This is a genomic window from Paenibacillus sp. RC334 (assembly GCF_030034735.1).
Classification (GTDB): Bacteria; Bacillota; Bacilli; order Paenibacillales; family Paenibacillaceae; genus Paenibacillus; species Paenibacillus terrae_A.
In genome coordinates this window covers 4293895-4311043 of sequence record NZ_CP125370.1, presented here as the reverse complement: position 1 = coordinate 4311043, position 17149 = coordinate 4293895, and the positions used below count along the sequence as shown (strand labels likewise).

Genomic DNA, 17149 nt, shown 5'->3' with positions numbered 1-17149 from the left:
GATTTAATATGTTTCAATTTGCTACAGCTGCAGCTGCACCCGGTGGAGCTGGGGGGCTTTTTCAAATGATTTGGCCACTGGCTCTGATGTTTGTAATCTTCTATTTCTTGCTGATTCGTCCGAATCAGAAAAAACAGAAGCAGCGTCAAACGATGCTTCAAGCCTTGAAAAAGGGTGATAAAGTGATTACAATCGGAGGTCTTCATGGTACAATTATGGAGATTACGGATGATGTGGTCGTTTTGCGTGTGAATGATGTTACGAAGCTAACCTTTGATCGCAGCGCGATCAGCAATGCGATTGCAAAAGATGCTGCTTCCGAGGAAGTTGTTTCCAAATCATAGAATATTAGCATAACCATGCAAAAACCGAGCCTTTGAGAAGGGCTCGGTTTTTTGTGTTGTTTCGCCACATACATTTTGATTATCTGCTCAGGTTAATCCCAAACATCCCGCCCCCGGCTCCAATGATAAAGGCAATTCCCAGATGCAAAAGATCCTTGGCGTTCATGCCTGCATCCAGTGCCAGAAAACCGACCAGCAGCACGATTAGCCCATACAGGATGCTTGTAATACCGCCTTGATACCAGCCTTTGTTCGTAGATCTTTTACCGGCGACGAAGCCGCCGGATACCATGGCGAATGCATGAACGATGTACGTATACAACGATAAATCCTGTTCCTGCATCTGTGTCAGCCACAAGAGTAGCGAAAGGATAAATGCGCCCAGCAGCATCCATGCAAAAGCATAAAACAAGCCGGATAAAATGGGATGGGCCAGACGAAACGAACACCAGCGGCGAATGAGCTCCATTGATAATTCCTCCTGTACCAAGGTTTGAACTATTATAATTCTATGGCCAAGCCTCCCGGCTTAGTACCAAGTCGTAAGCAGTCTTTGTCTTTATTTGAATAATTTAACCTTTTGTTTTTTGTATGGTTGATATGAGAAACGGTCAGAATACGTGTACAATGAACGGCGAATGTCTTGTCGCAAGTACAGGAGAGGAGGCGACATGTTGGGTCACGATATTTTTGCACATATATTTCGAACGTTGCTCATGTATTTTATTGTATTTCTGGTTATGCGCTTAATGGGTAAACGGGAGATCGGAAAATTATCTGTTTTTGACCTCGTGATATCCATTATGATTGCGGAAATCGCTGTATTCAGTTTGGAAGATATAAAACGTCCGTTGTATGAAGGATTGATTCCTTTGGGCGTGCTTCTGATTTTGCAGATCGGCATTTCGTATTTCAGTCTTAAAAGTCGGCGTCTGCGGCTGCTGTTCGATGGTAAGCCCAGTGTATTGTTCTCCAATGGACAAATAAACAGGGAAGAAATGCTGAAGCAACGCTACAATTTAGATGATCTGCTGTTACAACTTCGGGAACAAAATATCGAAGGCTTGGACGATGTAGAATACGTTATTTTGGAAACGACAGGCAAGCTCACGGTCATAAGTAAAGATGATGACGTTGGAGATAGTGAATCTGAAAAGCAGAAACCAAATTTAGAACAAACGAATTTGATAAACAACGATCAACAAGAGAATAAAGTCCATCCTTCGCCTCAAATCGGCGGGAAGTTTAGATATGAAGGCCTTCCCATTCCGTTGATTATGGATGGCAAAGTGCTGGATCGAAATTTGGAGCGTATGGATATGAACCGTTTTTGGCTTAAAAATCAGATTCAAGCTCAAGGACATAAAGATTTTAAGGATGTTTTCTTGTGCTCGGTTAACCATAAAGGCGATGTATATATTACGCCGCCTGCCTTTGGGGAATCCTCGGATTAAGCCTGCTATGCCTTAAACCATCTTCTCAGGATGGGGATACGGTTGAGATTGTCCCAGTCAATCATTTTGATCAGAGTCATTAGAAAAAGGTACAGAATAATGCCTAAGCCTGCGGCGAAAAGAAATTGCAGCCACATTTGACTGAAAACCGTTAGATGTCTGTAAGCATATAAGACGGCAGCCGCCATGATAATCATGCCGACTCCGGTTTTCCAGAAATCAAGCAGCCGCACTCTAAACCGAAGTAGTCTGCTTACACTGAAGCCATGCAAAAGAGTGACTATGGAACTGTTGATACAAATGGCAATAACAGCTCCATAAATACCGTATTGAGGCTGGGAAGCAAGCCAGACGATAAGCACGATTTTGATAACGGCTCCGACAAAGGTATTGAATAAGGCGCTTCCGGGACGATCCAGAGCCTGAAGTGTTGCCTGAAGCGGGGCCTGAATGTACATGAAAAGAGCAAAAGGAGCCATGAGCTTAAGCATGCCTGCAATGTCGCCATTGTTGTAGAGGAGCAGGCACAGAGGCTCAGCCAATACGTACATAATGACAGCAAATGGGGCTCCTGCAACTAAAGCAAGCCGAAGGGATTGATGCAATCGCTTATGAATGGCTGTCATTTGTCCCTTGGCAGCAGCTTCGGATAAAGAAGGTACAAGGGAAACAGCCAGTGAACTGGTGAGGACACCGGGTAGTAATAACACAGGAATGACCATACCCTGCATGGCCCCGTATTGGGCGGTTGCCACTCCGGTGGCAATACCTGCTACGGCCAGGCTGCGCATACATAGAATAGATTCGAGCAAATAGGACAACGATCCCACAAGTCTTCCGGCTGTTACGGGAACCGATATAGACAGAAGTCGTGACAACACAGACGGTTGTTCGGAATGAGCACTTGAAGATGGAGAAACTTCCGGTTGTAGGGGGATATGACCTTTTTGCTGGTTCCACTTGTATTGCCATAGAAGAACAATCATGCCAATGAGTTCACCCGCCAGCGCACCGAGCATCGCCCCCGCAGCAGCATAGGCTACGCCATGCGGAAGGAGCAGATAAGCAAACCAGATGACGCAAAAAATGCGCATGACAGTCTCGGCAATGGAGGAGCTTGCGGACGGAATCATATTTTGTTTTCCCTGAAAATAGCCTCTGTAGGCAGAGGAAACAGCAACAATAACAATCATCGGACTCATGCTGACAAATGTATAATAAACACGGCTGTCTGTCAGCAGGTGGCTTGTAATCCAGGGGGCAAAGAGAAGACAGAGCACCATGGCAAGCAGGCTGAGTGTAACGGTGAAACGCAGGCTTGTGTGCAAAATACGCCGTGACATTTCGGGCTGACCTGCCGTTTCAGATTCGGCTACAAGCTTGGCTACGGCAAGCGGTATCCCCCCGGTAATAAGGGTTACCAGCACGATAAAAAAGGGATACCCCTGTTGGTACAAGCCGACTCCTTCGGGACCGATAATACGCGGGAGCGCGATTCGCGGAATAAAACCCAGCAGCCGATTGATAATTCCAGCCGCTAATAAAATAATTGCTCCATGGATGAATGTCTGCTTTTTCAATCGCAACTCCCTCTTCCCCAAAAATGAATTCCGCGTCTATGTGTTACTTTAAAAGATATGCCAGACCTGTCCATGTTCATGACAAGCTTTTCCGAATGAAAGCAGAGGGATCAGAACAACCAGAGGGGGAGTGGTGAATTCTGCTATTGACGATCGAAATGAATGCATATATTGTTGATTTACGGCTATTTTCGACGAAAAAGAAGGGTTTTCCAGGATCAGGGCAGAAATGTTCTATAAAGCAGTCAATAACCCGCTAATTTCTGATCTGCGGAACCGGAGTCGCTGGGAGGAGGAACGGCCATCGTGGGTATGGAAGAGCTGGATGAGCAGGATTGGGATGACGCAATTGAGATGCTGTGTCAAAGCAAGGCGGACGAGTTGATTCTCGTAGGCTATGAGCATGTCACAAGCAAGGACGTCTGGAATTGTGTCAGCCATAAATATGAAAAGGAGGGTATTCCTCCGCTGCACAAGCTCGTTAACGATATACTTTCCCTTAAAGCGACGAGCTTTATGAACTATTTGACAATGTCCGCATTACGGGGCTCCACTTTCGAATAGAAGGGGGTCTTTTTTTGCGTTCAAATTGACTGCTTTTTGAGGGGTAGCTATAATAGGAATATTGAGAATGAAAGGGGAACATGGGACGGAATGAAGAGAATTCTAAGTTTCATCGTGGTCGTGCTCATAACCACTGGTGTTATGGTCGGGACAAGCCCGGGCCTGCTGAACAGTTTAAAACTAGGCCTCGATTTAAAGGGAGGCTTTGAAATTTTATATGAAGCCCAGCCTTTGGAAGCCGGGCAGAGTGTAACCAGACAGTCTCTCATACAAACAGCTCAAAGTCTGGAGAGACGGATTAATGCGCTCGGTACGACTGAGCCGGAAGTAACAACGGAGGGCACCAACCGTATTCGTGTGCGGCTTGCTGGTGTCTCCAATGAGGCAGAAGTCCGCTCCATGCTGAAAAAGCCTGCCGAGCTGACGTTCCGCAGTGCAACGGCAGCGGATGCTAAAAAGCCGGGCCAATTCAGCAAAGTTGAGCTTCGCGGTAATGATTTTGTGGAGAACGGCGCTGTTGTCGGCTTTGACCAGCTGAACCAACCTGAAATTAGTATCAAAGTGAAAGACAAAGCCAAGTTTGCTGAAATTACAAAGCGACTTCTGAACAAAGAGTTGGCTATTTTCCTGGATCAGGAATTACTCTCCGCCCCTACGGTACGTGGAGAACTGACGGATGGCAGCGCATCGATCACAGGTAACTATACTCGTGATGAAGCGAACAAGCTGGCCGATACGATTAACCTGGGTGCGCTTCCGCTCAAACTGACGGAAAAATATTCTCAGAGTGTAGGCGCTACACTGGGCCAATTGTCACTGGATCAGACGATCCGTGCCGGTTTGATTGGTTCGATCATTATTTTGGTATTCATGATTTTGATGTTCCGTGTACCGGGACTGGTTGCCAGCTTCTGTCTCATCGTTCATACCTGGCTGGTGCTTGCCATCTTCTACTTAGGCGGGTTTGTACTCACGCTTCCGGGTATCGCAGCGTTCGTGCTGGGGATCGGGATGGCGGTCGATGCCAATATCATTACGTATGAGCGGATTAAAGAAGAAATCAAGACAGGTAAAACGATTCGTTCTTCTGTCATCGCAGGTAGTAAAGCCTCGTTCCGTACCGTTATGGATGCCAATATTACAACCATTATAGCGGCTGCTGTTATGTTTGGTCTGGGAACAGGCTCGGTTAGAGGTTTCGCTCTGGTGCTCATCGTTGATATTGTCACCAGTATTTTGACAAATATCTTCTTCTCTCGTTTCTTGCTCAATCTGCTGGTTAAAGCGGATGCTGTGAAGAAGCCCAAGTATTTTGGTGTGAAGGAGAGTGATATCAGTGCGCTTTAATTGGGACTTTAAATATATCAAGATGAGCAAGTGGTTTTACACGTTTTCGATTATTATCACGCTGCTTGGTATTTTGAGCTTGTCGATTTTCGGTTTGAATTACGGTGTTGATTTCCGTTCCGGTTCCAATGTGGATGTCAATTTGACCAAAGCAGTTACACAGGAACAGATTCAAACTTTGCTGGACAAGAAGGGTATCGGCAAAGAGGTGGATTATACGCCGGGCAAAGAACGTTTTGGTATTCGCTTTTCGCAGGTATTGACGGATCAGCAAGTGAATGATTTTAAAACATCTTTCAATAAAGAGCTTGATCCAAAGGCATCCTTTGAGGTTAATACGGTGGATACGGAAATGGCGCAAGAGCTGGAGCGAAATGCAATATGGGCAATTTTGCTGGCCTGTGTAGCCATCGCTGCCTATATCTCGATCCGGTTTGAATGGCGGTTTGCCATTGCAGCAATTGTTTCGCTGTTGCATGATGCATTTCTCGTTATCAGTATTTTTTCCATCTTCCGACTTGAGGTGGATTTGACCTTTATTACGGCAATTCTGACGATTGTCGGCTTCTCCATCAATGACACCGTCGTAATTTTTGACCGTATTCGGGAAAATTTACGATTTGCGAAGAAGAAGTCCAGGGATGACTTGGAACAGGTGGTCGATCACAGTATTGCACAGACGATGACTCGTTCACTTGCAACGGTGTTTACTGTGTTTATTGCCTCCTTGTGCTTGTTCGTTTTTGGCGGCGAGTCGATTCGGATGTTCTCGCTTGCGATGGTTATTGGTTTGTTGTTCGGTGCTTATTCTTCCATCTTCATTGCCAGCCCGTTGTGGGTAGCTTTGAAAGGAAAACAAAAGTCTCCGGCAGCAGGCGGTGGTGCAGCCAAGACTGCAAAGTCTTAAATTATGCTTAACATCAGCAGTATGAATTAAAGAGAAAGCCGCGTCTGCATGGGCGCGGTTTTCTAAGGTTTGGAGAATTTGAAATGGAGCATTACCGGGAAATTGTCAGTTCAGGATTGAGGGGGAGACGTTGTGAATAGCGAACGCAGCCGATCATTGGAAACTGCGGCGTGGAGCGGGATTGTGGGTAATCTTGCACTGGCTGTTCTAAAGGGAACCGTCGGTTATGCGGCAAACAGCAAGGCGCTGATGGGTGATGCGCTGCACACGGCTGCGGATAGTGCTTCCCGTTTGCAGGAGCTTTTGTTTTCCAAAGGTGCAGCAGAGCATGGTATACTGGCACGGTTGCGAAACGGTGAAAAAGTCCGGACTGTCATATCGGTAGTACTGGCTATATTGGTTCTAATGAGTGGTCTTCAGTTGGGCATATCGGCTGTTCGTTCTTTAAGCAGTCCAGATCCGCAGGCTCCAGGTCTGTATGCACTAATTACCGCTTTCACTGCTTTGGTACTGAGAGAGTCGCTGTTTCAGTTTCAATACCGCTACTCCATTAAACATGGTCATAAGGCTGAAGCAGATTTGTACGCTAATCATGAACGGTATTCGCTTTATGCGTCGCTGATTGCTTTGATCGGCATGATTGGGGCAATGACAGGCGAAGCGATGGAGTGGCCTGCATTATTATATCTTGACCCGACCGCTGCGTTGCTGGTAGCCTGTCTGGTGTTGCGTAAAGGATATCTGATGGTACTGAATACCGCCTATTCGGCTCCTGCACAACCTCTGCGTGAGGAAGACTCACAACGCTTTATGGAGACGATACAGCGGGTGCATGGTATCGTAACAGTTGAGCATCTGCATGCACAGGAAGCAGGTCATTTTATAACTGTGGATGTAATCATTAGCGTGAATCCCCGGATTACCGTGCAAGAAGCGCAGGAAATTGCTGATCGGGCAAAAAATCTGCTACTGGCGCGTTTTCCGCAGGTGACCCATGTACAGATGCAGTTCGTTTCTTATCAAGCCGGGTATCCTTACAAGTCTAATCATGAACTACCGGATAATGATGTGTCGTCCTTGCTGCAATAATAACAGGGCGACTATGAAAGAAAGGTGAATAGGATTGCTTCATTCGCAGTACCGATGGAAGACCCCGGAGGTTAGCCTGGAAGCGGCTCAGCCGTTGACGGAAGAGCTGGGGATTTCACCATTGTTGTCCCGGCTTTTAGTGAATCGGGGTGTCACTACGGCCGGGGAAGCAAACCGTTTTTTGTACGGGAGTGCAGACGACATACACGACCCTTTTCTGCTCCTGGGCATGAAAGAGGCAGTGCCGAGGATCCGTCAGGCGCTAGAACGTGGCGAACACATATTAATTTATGGTGATTATGATGCGGACGGGGTATCCAGTACGTCATTGATGATTCAGCTTATGCGCTTCCTGAAAGCTTCGTATGATATTTATATTCCGCACCGCTCCAATGAGGGATATGGACTGCACAATCATGCCCTTGATTGGGCTAACCAGCAGGGGGTTACGCTCGTCATTACAGTGGATACGGGAATTAGTGCAGTAGAGCAAATCGCTTATGCGGCAACCTTGGGTATAGATGTTATTGTTACAGACCATCACGAGCCTCCTGCTGTGCTTCCTGAAGCGTATGCTCTGATCAATCCTAAGCTACCTGGCTGTCCCTATCCATTCAAGGGTCTTGCTGGTGTAGGTGTCGCTCTAAAGCTGGCGCAGGCGCTGCTGGGTGAAGTACCCGAGGAATGGTTTGAAATTGCTGCTATCGGTACGGTAGCTGATCTGATGCCGTTACATGGTGAGAACCGGACGATGGTACGCAGAGGGATTCAGTCTATGAGAAGCTCTGCGTTTCCGGGTATTCGGGCGTTGCTTGGTGTAGCGGGTGTGGATATGTCTACAGTGACCTCTGTCAACATTGCATTTGCCTTGGCTCCCCGGATTAATGCCAGCGGACGTCTGGATCATGCAGGACGGGCGGTCTCCCTTTTGACGACAGAGCAGGAGGAAGAAGCTGATCAGCTCGCGCATGCGCTGGATCTGCTCAATCGGGAGCGTCAGCAAGTAGTTGAACGTATTGTGGAGCAAGCCGAGCAGCAGCTGGCAGCCAAGCTGAATGGAGGCACGCTGCCGTCTGTCATCGTATTGGCTGGTGAAGGCTGGAACGTGGGTGTCGTGGGGATTGTGGCATCCAAGTTGCTGGATCGCTATTATCGTCCAACCATTATTCTGGGCATAGATGCAGAGACAGGAATGTGCAAAGGGTCTGCCCGTTCTATTCCGGCCCTGGATATTTATAGTGCTCTGACAGACAGTCATGACCTGATGGAGCACTTTGGCGGTCATCCTTCGGCTGCGGGTATGACGCTGTCTCGCGACAATCTGGCATTATTTGAGGAACGGTTAAATCGCTATGCCGCTTCCATTTTGACGCCAGACAATCTCGTTCCTGTAGCCGAGGCAGATATGGTCTGTCGTCTGGACGAGGTATCTTTACAGGTGGTTGAAGAACTGGAGTTACTCCAGCCCTTTGGTATGGGGAACCCTTCTCCACGTTTCGTGTTACAGGGTCTTCAATTGCGTGAGGCCCGTAAAATGGGGCGTGAGAAAAATCATGTAAAGCTGTTGCTGGAGCAGAACGGATTATCGCTGGATGCGATTGCCTTCCGGCGTGGTGATCTGGCTGATTTTTTGCAGCAGCAAACCGAGCTTGATCTGATGGGCGAGCTTTCTATTAACGAGTGGAACGGCAAACGCTCCCTCCAGCTGATGATGCAGGATATCCGTGTACAGGCTCCGCAAATTTTTGATTATCGGGGAGTATCGGACCCTTTTGCTGAGCTGGAGCGGGGGCTTAAGATTTTTCATCCTCGTATAGAAGAACGAAAAAATGACGTTGCTGTTGTGATGCATCCATCGTCCAGGCTTCGTCCGTCTCGTCCAGTGAACGCCGAATCCATATGGGTATATGATAAGGAGGGCGGCGTTACTCCCGGTGATGATCGAAGGGATACGCAGCACTCTGTAAAGTCACTGTTCGTGTTGGAGCCACCGGATACGCCAGAGCAGTTGCAGGCATTGTGGTCTACGTTTGAAGATGTGGAGAATGTGTTTCTTCTTCATTCGGTCAGTGAACGAGGCGGTCGGCTCGTCAGCCCGGACAGAGAGCTGTTCAAGCGTATTTACGTTGTGCTTTCCCGAGTAGGGACGCAGCCTGTGGACGAAAAAGCAATGCTGCCTGCCCTTAGCCGCCAATGCTCCTGTTCAGTACGAATGCTATCAAAAGTGCTGGACATTTTCGAGGAGCTTGAGTTTATAACGCGTACAAAAGGGCGATTCTGTTTTGTTTCCAATCCACCCAAGCGAGATTTAACGGCTTCTCCACGTTATCAGGAATTGCATGATATGGCTGAAATGGAGCGTTATTTGCTGGATGCGGATACAACCCAGATGACAAGCTGGATTATGTCGCTTATGAAGGGCGCGTCTTGAGGCGTACCCTCAAAGTCAATGATGTAGGATGGACATACTAATTAGAAGTTTACAGTAGGAGGAACTAAGTTGGACTACAAAGAATATATTCGGGTGATTCCCGATTTTCCACAACCAGGGATTAGTTTTAAGGATATTACGACCCTGATGAAAAATGGAGAACTGTACCGCAAGGCAATCAATGATATGAAGGAACTGGTATCGGATTTGAAAATTGATCTGATTGCAGGTCCTGAAGCACGTGGATTCGTTGTAGGTGCGCCTCTGGCTTATGCGCTTGGTGTTGGTTTTATTCCCATCCGTAAAAGTGGCAAGCTGCCTGGTGATACTATCGAGGAAGCATACGGCTTGGAATACGGCAAGGACATGCTGGCTATGCATAAGGATGCAATTGAGCCGGGACAAAATGTTTTGATTGCGGATGATCTGCTTGCTACAGGCGGAACCATCGCTACATCAGTGAATTTGGTACGTCAGCTTGGTGGAAATGTGGTAGGGACTGCTTTTCTTATAGAGCTGTCTGATCTGAATGGACGGGCGAAATTGCCTGACGTAGATGTATTTACGCTGATTACGTACTAAGCGCTCTAAAGCCTGGGGGTTTCCCGGGAAATATTTGAGCATGAATAACAAAAATAGCTCGATGGAACCTCTCTTTTCTAAAAGAGTTGCTCCATCGGGCTATTTTTGTATAGGTATGTGTTTTTGGTTAGAAATGTAATTAACATAAACTTTCAATTCATTTACGAAAATCGTTATAAAAAAATTGAACGAATTGTCGATAAACAATAAAAAGGGGCAGGGGTGGTCATATTGCGTACATTTCAATTTAAAAGCTTACAAGCACGAACATTCTCTACCTTGGTTCCCCTTGTGCTCCTGACTTTGATTTTAATCAGTTTTTTGTCTTACTTTTTCGCCAAGCAAAAGTTGGACGCGGAAATTAGCCAGAATGCTACCCACTCTCTGTCGGGAGTTAAAGCAGATATTGCAGCTAATGTGGATCGGCATGCTTTACTTGTCTCCATGCTGGCCAAGAGTGCAGAACAGCTGGGGACAGGAACGAAAATTGAAGATTATGGTCATTTGTATGAACAAGAGTTGGCATTGAATGATATGACCTATGGTCTGGGTGTTTTTTTCGCCAAGGATGCGTATGAGCCTGATACGACATATCGATCCAATTATGTGTATAGAGATGGTAAACAAATGAAGCAAACGACTGAATATGATGATCCCCAATATAACTATTTAACAAAGTTGTGGTATACAGGGGCTGTTGAGCGAGGTAAAGATATAAACTTTACGGAGCCTTTTTACGATTCCAAAATGAAAGTAAATATGATTACTGCCGGAAAAGCATTTTATGACCGAACAGGTAAGCTGATGGGTGTCATTACGGGTGACTTAAGTATGGCGAGTATTCAAGCCTATATCGAACGGATGAAATTCGGTGCCCAAGGAAGCGCGGTTTTGATGGACAAGAATGGAGCGATCCTGTCATCGGGACTCCAATCCATAAAAGCAGGTGAACCGCTGGCGAAAGTGTTGGGTATGGAGGAGGCAGAAGCTATCCAAAATGGTGCTTCCGGGCAGTTGTCCGCGTCCATCGGGAATGAGGATTATCGGATATTGTATGATACAATACCGCAAACCGGTTGGAAAATTGGGGTGCTGCTACCGGATTCGGAGCTGAATCGTCCTGCGAACGAAATGCTTAAACTGCTCCTTATCGTTAGTGCTATCGGAATCCTGTTGATCATGGGGGCTTTGCTGGTTAGCAATTCAGGAATGGTCAAAGAAATTAAAAAAATAATGCAGATAACGAATCGCATGGCCGTTGGAGATTATACAGTTGAAGTATCTCATCATCGTAAAGATGAGTTTGGTCAAATGGCAGAGGGAATCAATGAGGTGATTGCTGCTACAAGGGGGATGGCAAGTCGCTTGAGCGAAGAATCCGGCGTGATTACGACGGTATCCTCAACTATTTCCGGGGATATTTCTGGCGCAGCTGAGGATGCGAAGCACAATGCTGACGAGCTGGCTCAGGTAAAAGAAGGCGCAGAACTACAGTTGGCTGCTGCGGCAGAGAGTGCGACTGCGATGGAGGAAATGGCTGTTGGCGTTCAACGTATTGCCGAATCCATACAGCAGGTATCTGAAGCTACCACAGGCATTGAACATAAGGCTCATCAAGGAAATGAACGTTTGACCGAGGTCACCCGAGGAATGCACAAAGCGAAGGTATCTATGGATGAAGCAGGCAAGGTAGTAGGTTCGTTGAATGAACGGTCGGCCCAGATCGGCAGCATTATCGGGATCATTCAGGAAATTAGCGGGCAGACCAAGCTACTGTCGCTGAATGCCTCTATTGAGGCCGCACGTGCGGGTGAGCATGGCCGAGGGTTCGCTGTTGTGGCTTCAGAGATCGGCAAGCTTGCCGTAAATGTCAGCCAGTCAGCGGAGCAAATTACGAGCCGAATCCGATCTATGCAGGAAGAAACGAAATTAGCAATGGAAGGGATGCAACAAGGCACTCTGGAGATGGATGAAGGGGTGGCAATTTTGCAGGAGGTGGAACAGCGTTTTGCTGCGATGAATCAGGATATCCAGCAGGTGGCGATTGAAGTGCAGGAGGTTTCATCGGCTTCGGAGCAAATGTCAGCAGGCTCAGAGGAAGTTGCGGCATCTATTAGTTACCTTGCCGATATTGCAAAAGCTTCTGCTGAACGTGCTGGGCAAGCCTCTGAACGATCTGAACGGCAACTGAAAGCGTTGGAAAGTCTGGGTAGCTCAGCGAAGTCGCTTACAAGCGTTTCTGACACGCTCAATCAGGTGGTATCCCATTTTCGTGTGTGATGTTGTTTGAAAATACAGGCGCTGCAATAAAAAAATCGCCGTTCTCCATGGACTGTGGCTCAACACGCTTTGCCGTTTTGGCAGGTGGTGTTCATTCGCAGCACATGGAGTCGGCGATTTTTAATGTGATGGGACAGGCATCAATCCGGTGTTTTTTCTGTCAAGGGTTCCTGAGTTTTATCATTGGACCAGCCGAGTACGTCAATTAGCTTGAAGAACAAGCTAAGGATGATCCCGATGATTGTAGCCAACGCCATACCTTTGAGGGTAACAGCGCCCCAAGTGAGTGTAGCACCACTGATTCCGACGACCAGTACGACCGTAGCAAGCAGCATGTTAGTCGGCTTGGCGAAATCAACTTTTTGCTCCACGAAGATTCTTAGACCGGAAGCAGCGATGACACCGAACAACAGCAAGGATACGCCGCCCATGACCGGAGCCGGGATATTGGAAACAATCGCCGAGAAGGTGCCTGAGAAGGACAACAGGATGGCAATGACAGCGGCCCCGCCAATGACCCATACAGAGTACACTTTCGTTAATGCCATGACACCGATATTTTCACCATAGGTTGTATTGGGCGTCGAGCCAACAAAACCAGAAAAGATAGTGGAGATACCGTTACCCAGCAGCGAACGATGCAGGCCGGGATCTTTGGACAGCTCGCGTCCGACAATATTGCTAGTCACAAGCAAATGCCCGATATGCTCCACGATAACGACCAGAGCGACCGGAAGAATCGTCAGCATAGCCGAGGTGTTAAATACTGGAGTGGTAATTGCAGGATGTCCGAAAAAAGGAGCATCCGCAATTGCTTGCGTGTTTACCATACCCATAAAATAAGCGAGCACATACCCCACCACGATACCAATCAGAATATGAATGATTTTGGCAAACCCGCGAAACAGCACGGCTCCCAGAACAGTGACACCTAGTGTAACAAGGGAAAGGGTAATGGTTTTGGGATCCGGGGTCCAGGCTTTGGTGGGATCGGCATTGATAATGCCTGCCATGCCTGCTGCAACCGGAACCAGTTCCAGACCAATCAGGGCTACGATGGAGCCCATGACAGCCGGTGGGAATACAACGTCCAGCCACCGGGTTCCGGCATATTTGATCACCAGCGCAACAAGGCAGAAAATAATACCTGTAACAATGAAAGCGCCGAGGGCCATGGCATAACCATTGCCACCAGGGTTGTTTTTAAGCACGAGACTAACTGGAGCGATAAAAGCGAAGCTGGAGCCGAGATAGGCGGGAATTTTGCCACGGCAGATCCAGATGTACAGCAATGTGCCAATTCCGTTCATTAGCAAAATCATGCCGGGATCGACACCGAAGATATTCGGTACCAGCACGGTACTGCCAAACATGGCAAACAAATGCTGTACGCTGAGCAGGAACCCGGGTCCTGCCGGAAGCTTTTCATTAACTTGAATTTCGCGTTGCAACGCAGTTCACTCCTTAGTTCTTTCAATTATTCTTATATACATTAATTACTTTTCGTATTTTTTTCAATATAATTCGTTTCATTTCGCCAACAATCCTGATTTCATTGACCTATATGTGTCGGAATGACACGACAATGCCAAACCTGTAATAGTTGACGTGTGACGTGGTAACCGTCATAATTATAGGAAATCACTTTTAAAAGGGAACCTTTGCGCGACATGATCGGCGGGTTCCATTTTGCATAGAAAGGACACGGAATAGAGCAGAATGGGGATAGAGCAATTACTTAAAAAGGCCGGGGCCTATACCAGAGAAGCAGATCTTATCCGCATCAGGGAAGCCTACGATTTTGCCGAGCAGGCCCATTCAGGCCAGACTCGCAAGTCCGGTGAACCTTATATTCTGCATCCGCTTGCGGTTGCTGATATCGTCGTTAATATGCAGATGGATACCATCTCCATTATCGCCGCTCTTTTACATGACGTTGTGGAGGATACGACAGTGTCTTTGGCGCAGATTCGCGAGCATTTTGGCGATACATGTGCGATGCTTGTCGATGGTCTGACGAAGCTGGAGCGTATCCAGTTCCGTTCCAAGGAAGAACAACAGAACGAAAATTATCGAAAAATGTTTATTGCCATGGCACAGGACATTCGCGTCATTGTCATCAAGTTGGCGGATCGTCTGCATAACATGCGCACCTTGAAATACCAGTCCGAGGAAAGCCAGCGCCGGATCGCTTATGAAACGTTGGAAATTTTCTGTCCGGTTGCGAACCGACTGGGTATTTCAGCGATTAAATGGGAAATGGAAGATATTGCTTTGCGCTATCTGAATCCTCAGCAATATTATCGCATCGCCAATTTGATGCATAAGAAGCGGGCAGAGCGGGAGCAGTTTATTGATAACGTTATAGAACGCATCGCTGAGAAGCTGGAAGAGATGGGCATTCAGGCCGATCTATCCGGGCGTCCCAAGCATATTTACAGTGTGTTTAAAAAAATGACGACGAAAAACAAGCAATTCAATGAAATATATGATTTGCTGGCGATTCGGATCATTGTGGATAACATTAAGGACTGCTATGCCACACTGGGCATTATCCATACATTGTGGAAGCCGATGCCGGGGCGGTTTAAAGATTATATAGCCATGCCTAAGGCCAACATGTATCAGTCCCTTCATACGACAGTAGTAGGTCCGAATGGCGAACCAACCGAGGTACAGATTCGCACGGTGGATATGCACCGTACTGCTGAGTTCGGGATCGCGGCTCACTGGGCCTACAAAGAAGGAAATGGATCGAATAACACCAATTTTGAGGATAAAATCACCTTTTTTCGCGAAATTCTGGAGTTGCAAAATGAGGCGAAGGACGCGTCGGAATTTGTGGAATCGCTCAAAATGGACTTTTTCTCCGATCTTGTTTTTGTATTTACGCCAAAAGGAGAGGTTATTGAGCTGCCAGCCGGATCGGTTCCGCTGGACTTTGCTTTCCGGATCCATACCGAAGTCGGGAACCGCACAATTGGCTCCAAGGTAAACGGAAGAATTGTGCCGCTGGACTATCGGCTTAAAACCGGCGATATCGTCGAAATTATGACGTCCAAGCATTCTTATGGACCTAGTCAGGACTGGCTCAAAATTGCCCAGTCCTCTCACGCGCGCAGTAAAATCAAGCAGTGGTTCAAGAAGGAAAAGCGTGAGGAGAATGTCGAAAAAGGCCGTGAGAATCTGGAACGCGAGCTGAGAAAACGCGATATAGAGCCTTCGGTGTGGATGAGCGACGACAAGCTTCAGGAAGTTGCGCAAAAGTTTTCTTTTAACGATATCGAGGATATGCTGTCTGCCATCGGCTTCGGTGGAATTACAGCAGCGCAGGTCTGTACACGTTTGACAGAGAAGCTGCGACGAGAGCAAGAAGAGGCGCGGCTGATTGAGCTGACGACCGAGGTCAAGGAATATAAGCCGCAGGGCGAACGGAAAAAAACACCGACCAATGGTGTCAGCGTCAGAGGCGTAGACAATTTGCTCGTTCGTTTTGCACGATGTTGTAACCCTGTGCCGGGAGACGACATTATCGGTTATGTAACACGTGGACGCGGGGTATCTGTTCACCGCACGGATTGTCCTAATATCCCTTCGGGTACGGGCGAAGATCAGGCGCGTGTGATCGAGGTTGAGTGGGAAGAAGCCGCAGAAGTGAATTACAGCGTCGATATTGAGATTACGGGACATGATCGTAACGGCTTGTTGAACGAGGTGCTTCAGGCTATTTCAGAAAATAAAACCAGCTTCTCAGCCGTTACAGGCCGTACGGACAAAAATAAAATGGCGATGATTCACATTACGATTCTCATCCGCAATACGGATCATTTGCACTCTGTTGTTGAACGAATCAAACGGGTGAAAGATGTGTACACTGTTCACCGGATTATGCAATAGCCCTTGTGGGTGTGCAAATAGGTTTACAGCCTTTGTAACGCATTTTGGTATAGAGACACGTTATGTTGCTAAAAGAGACGTGGCGTGCCTGTAGGAGGCTTTTAAAGGGCAAGGATAAAGGAGACAGCGGACAGGCGATGAAGATTATTATTCAACGCTGTAAAGACGCTCAGGTAGCGGTTAATCAAAAGGTGGTCGGCAAGATCGGAACCGGATTGATGCTGCTGGTTGGTATTGGTCAGGGAGATACGGCGGCCGATGCCGTTTATTTGGCGGACAAAACAGCGGGATTACGTATATTTGAGGATACTGAAGGCAAAATGAACGACAGTGTGCTGGATGTTGGCGGAGCTATTTTGTCCGTTTCTCAGTTTACGCTGTATGGTGACTGCCGTAAGGGCAGAAGACCAAACTTCATGGGGGCGGCCAAGCCTGAGGAAGCAGAGAAGCTGTATGATTTTTTCAACAGTCAGCTAAGAGCAAAAGGCTTGGAGGTCGAGACGGGAATTTTCGGGGCCATGATGGATGTGTCATTGACCAACTGGGGTCCGGTAACGCTGATTCTGGATAGCGAACGTTCGTAACGTGGAGCAGTATAAAATGACCGTTCAAGGGGGAGGATAATGTCATCTCCGCTGGTGTTTAGCCAGATGGATAGCTTTAAGGGTGACAGG

At 47.4% G+C, this 17149-nt stretch carries 14 protein-coding genes; 11 read left to right on the top strand and 3 right to left on the bottom strand.

Features of this window, described 5'->3' with window-relative positions; all coding sequences use genetic code 11:
* Positions 1 to 8 precede the first annotated feature (8 nt).
* Positions 9 to 344, top strand: a complete 336-nt coding sequence (yajC, locus tag QMK20_RS19735) for a preprotein translocase subunit YajC (RefSeq protein WP_137064049.1) — start codon at positions 9 to 11, stop codon at positions 342 to 344.
* Positions 345 to 423: 79 nt separating this feature from the next.
* On the opposite strand, the gene QMK20_RS19730 is transcribed toward yajC, so the two are convergent.
* Complete coding sequence (locus tag QMK20_RS19730) at positions 424 to 813, bottom strand: TIGR04086 family membrane protein (protein ID WP_283652981.1); 390 nt, start codon at positions 811 to 813, stop codon at positions 424 to 426.
* A 205-nt stretch (positions 814 to 1018) separates the two neighbouring features.
* Here QMK20_RS19730 and QMK20_RS19725 point away from each other — a divergent pair, with 205 nt between their 5' ends.
* Positions 1019 to 1798 carry a YetF domain-containing protein gene (locus QMK20_RS19725; protein ID WP_283656314.1) on the top strand — a complete coding sequence of 260 codons (780 nt, stop codon included), beginning with the start codon at positions 1019 to 1021 and terminating at the stop codon, positions 1796 to 1798.
* A gap of 5 nt (positions 1799 to 1803) precedes the next feature.
* Here the strand turns inward: QMK20_RS19725 and spoVB are convergent, their stop codons facing one another.
* Complete coding sequence (gene spoVB / locus QMK20_RS19720; RefSeq protein WP_283652980.1) at positions 1804 to 3378, bottom strand: stage V sporulation protein B; 1575 nt, start codon at positions 3376 to 3378, stop codon at positions 1804 to 1806.
* A 306-nt stretch (positions 3379 to 3684) separates the two neighbouring features.
* Between spoVB and QMK20_RS19715 the strand changes: the two genes are divergently transcribed.
* The 7 genes from QMK20_RS19715 (at position 3685) to QMK20_RS19685 (ending at position 12578) form a co-directional block, all read left to right on the top strand.
* Entirely contained in the window at positions 3685 to 3942 is a 258-nt protein-coding gene (locus QMK20_RS19715) for a post-transcriptional regulator (RefSeq protein ID WP_013311570.1), read from the top strand.
* A 90-nt stretch (positions 3943 to 4032) separates the two neighbouring features.
* Positions 4033 to 5289 carry a protein translocase subunit SecD gene (secD, locus tag QMK20_RS19710; protein WP_283652979.1) on the top strand — a complete coding sequence of 419 codons (1257 nt, stop codon included), beginning with the start codon at positions 4033 to 4035 and terminating at the stop codon, positions 5287 to 5289.
* Positions 5279 to 6196 (top strand): protein translocase subunit SecF, encoded by a 918-nt coding sequence (secF, locus tag QMK20_RS19705; protein WP_283652978.1) that lies wholly within the window; start codon positions 5279 to 5281, stop codon positions 6194 to 6196. Before secD ends, secF begins: the two co-directional genes overlap by 11 nt.
* A 132-nt stretch (positions 6197 to 6328) precedes the next feature.
* Positions 6329 to 7285, top strand: a complete 957-nt coding sequence (locus QMK20_RS19700) for a cation diffusion facilitator family transporter (RefSeq protein WP_283652977.1) — start codon at positions 6329 to 6331, stop codon at positions 7283 to 7285.
* A gap of 34 nt (positions 7286 to 7319) precedes the next feature.
* Entirely contained in the window at positions 7320 to 9716 is a 2397-nt protein-coding gene (gene recJ / locus QMK20_RS19695; RefSeq protein WP_283652976.1) for a single-stranded-DNA-specific exonuclease RecJ, read from the top strand.
* Positions 9717 to 9785: 69 nt separating this feature from the next.
* Positions 9786 to 10298 (top strand): adenine phosphoribosyltransferase, encoded by a 513-nt coding sequence (locus QMK20_RS19690; protein ID WP_283652975.1) that lies wholly within the window; start codon positions 9786 to 9788, stop codon positions 10296 to 10298.
* Between the two features lie 222 nt (positions 10299 to 10520).
* Positions 10521 to 12578: a methyl-accepting chemotaxis protein gene (locus QMK20_RS19685; protein ID WP_283652974.1), complete on the top strand. Its 2058-nt coding sequence runs from the start codon at positions 10521 to 10523 to the stop codon at positions 12576 to 12578.
* Between the two features lie 140 nt (positions 12579 to 12718).
* On the opposite strand, the gene uraA is transcribed toward QMK20_RS19685, so the two are convergent.
* Positions 12719 to 14029, bottom strand: a complete 1311-nt coding sequence (uraA, locus tag QMK20_RS19680) for a uracil permease (RefSeq protein ID WP_044648345.1) — start codon at positions 14027 to 14029, stop codon at positions 12719 to 12721.
* A gap of 268 nt (positions 14030 to 14297) precedes the next feature.
* Between uraA and QMK20_RS19675 the strand changes: the two genes are divergently transcribed.
* Complete coding sequence (locus tag QMK20_RS19675) at positions 14298 to 16475, top strand: RelA/SpoT family protein (protein ID WP_283652973.1); 2178 nt, start codon at positions 14298 to 14300, stop codon at positions 16473 to 16475.
* 137 nt (positions 16476 to 16612) lie between these two features.
* On the top strand, positions 16613 to 17059 hold the full coding sequence (dtd, locus tag QMK20_RS19670) for a D-aminoacyl-tRNA deacylase (protein ID WP_137064039.1): 447 nt from the start codon (positions 16613 to 16615) through the stop codon (positions 17057 to 17059).
* The last annotated feature ends 90 nt before the right edge of the window (positions 17060 to 17149 follow it).

What these genes read in the sequence shown, in the direction of transcription:
- yajC (WP_137064049.1), top strand. Translation starts at nt 9, where the DNA reads ATGTTTCAATTTGCTACAGCTGCAGCTGCACCCGGTGGAGCTGGGGGG.
- QMK20_RS19730 (WP_283652981.1), bottom strand. Translation starts at nt 813, where the DNA reads ATGGAGCTCATTCGCCGCTGGTGTTCGTTTCGTCTGGCCCATCCCATT.
- secD (WP_283652979.1), top strand. Translation starts at nt 4,033, where the DNA reads ATGAAGAGAATTCTAAGTTTCATCGTGGTCGTGCTCATAACCACTGGT.
- QMK20_RS19675 (WP_283652973.1), top strand. Translation starts at nt 14,298, where the DNA reads ATGGGGATAGAGCAATTACTTAAAAAGGCCGGGGCCTATACCAGAGAA.
- dtd (WP_137064039.1), top strand. Translation starts at nt 16,613, where the DNA reads ATGAAGATTATTATTCAACGCTGTAAAGACGCTCAGGTAGCGGTTAAT.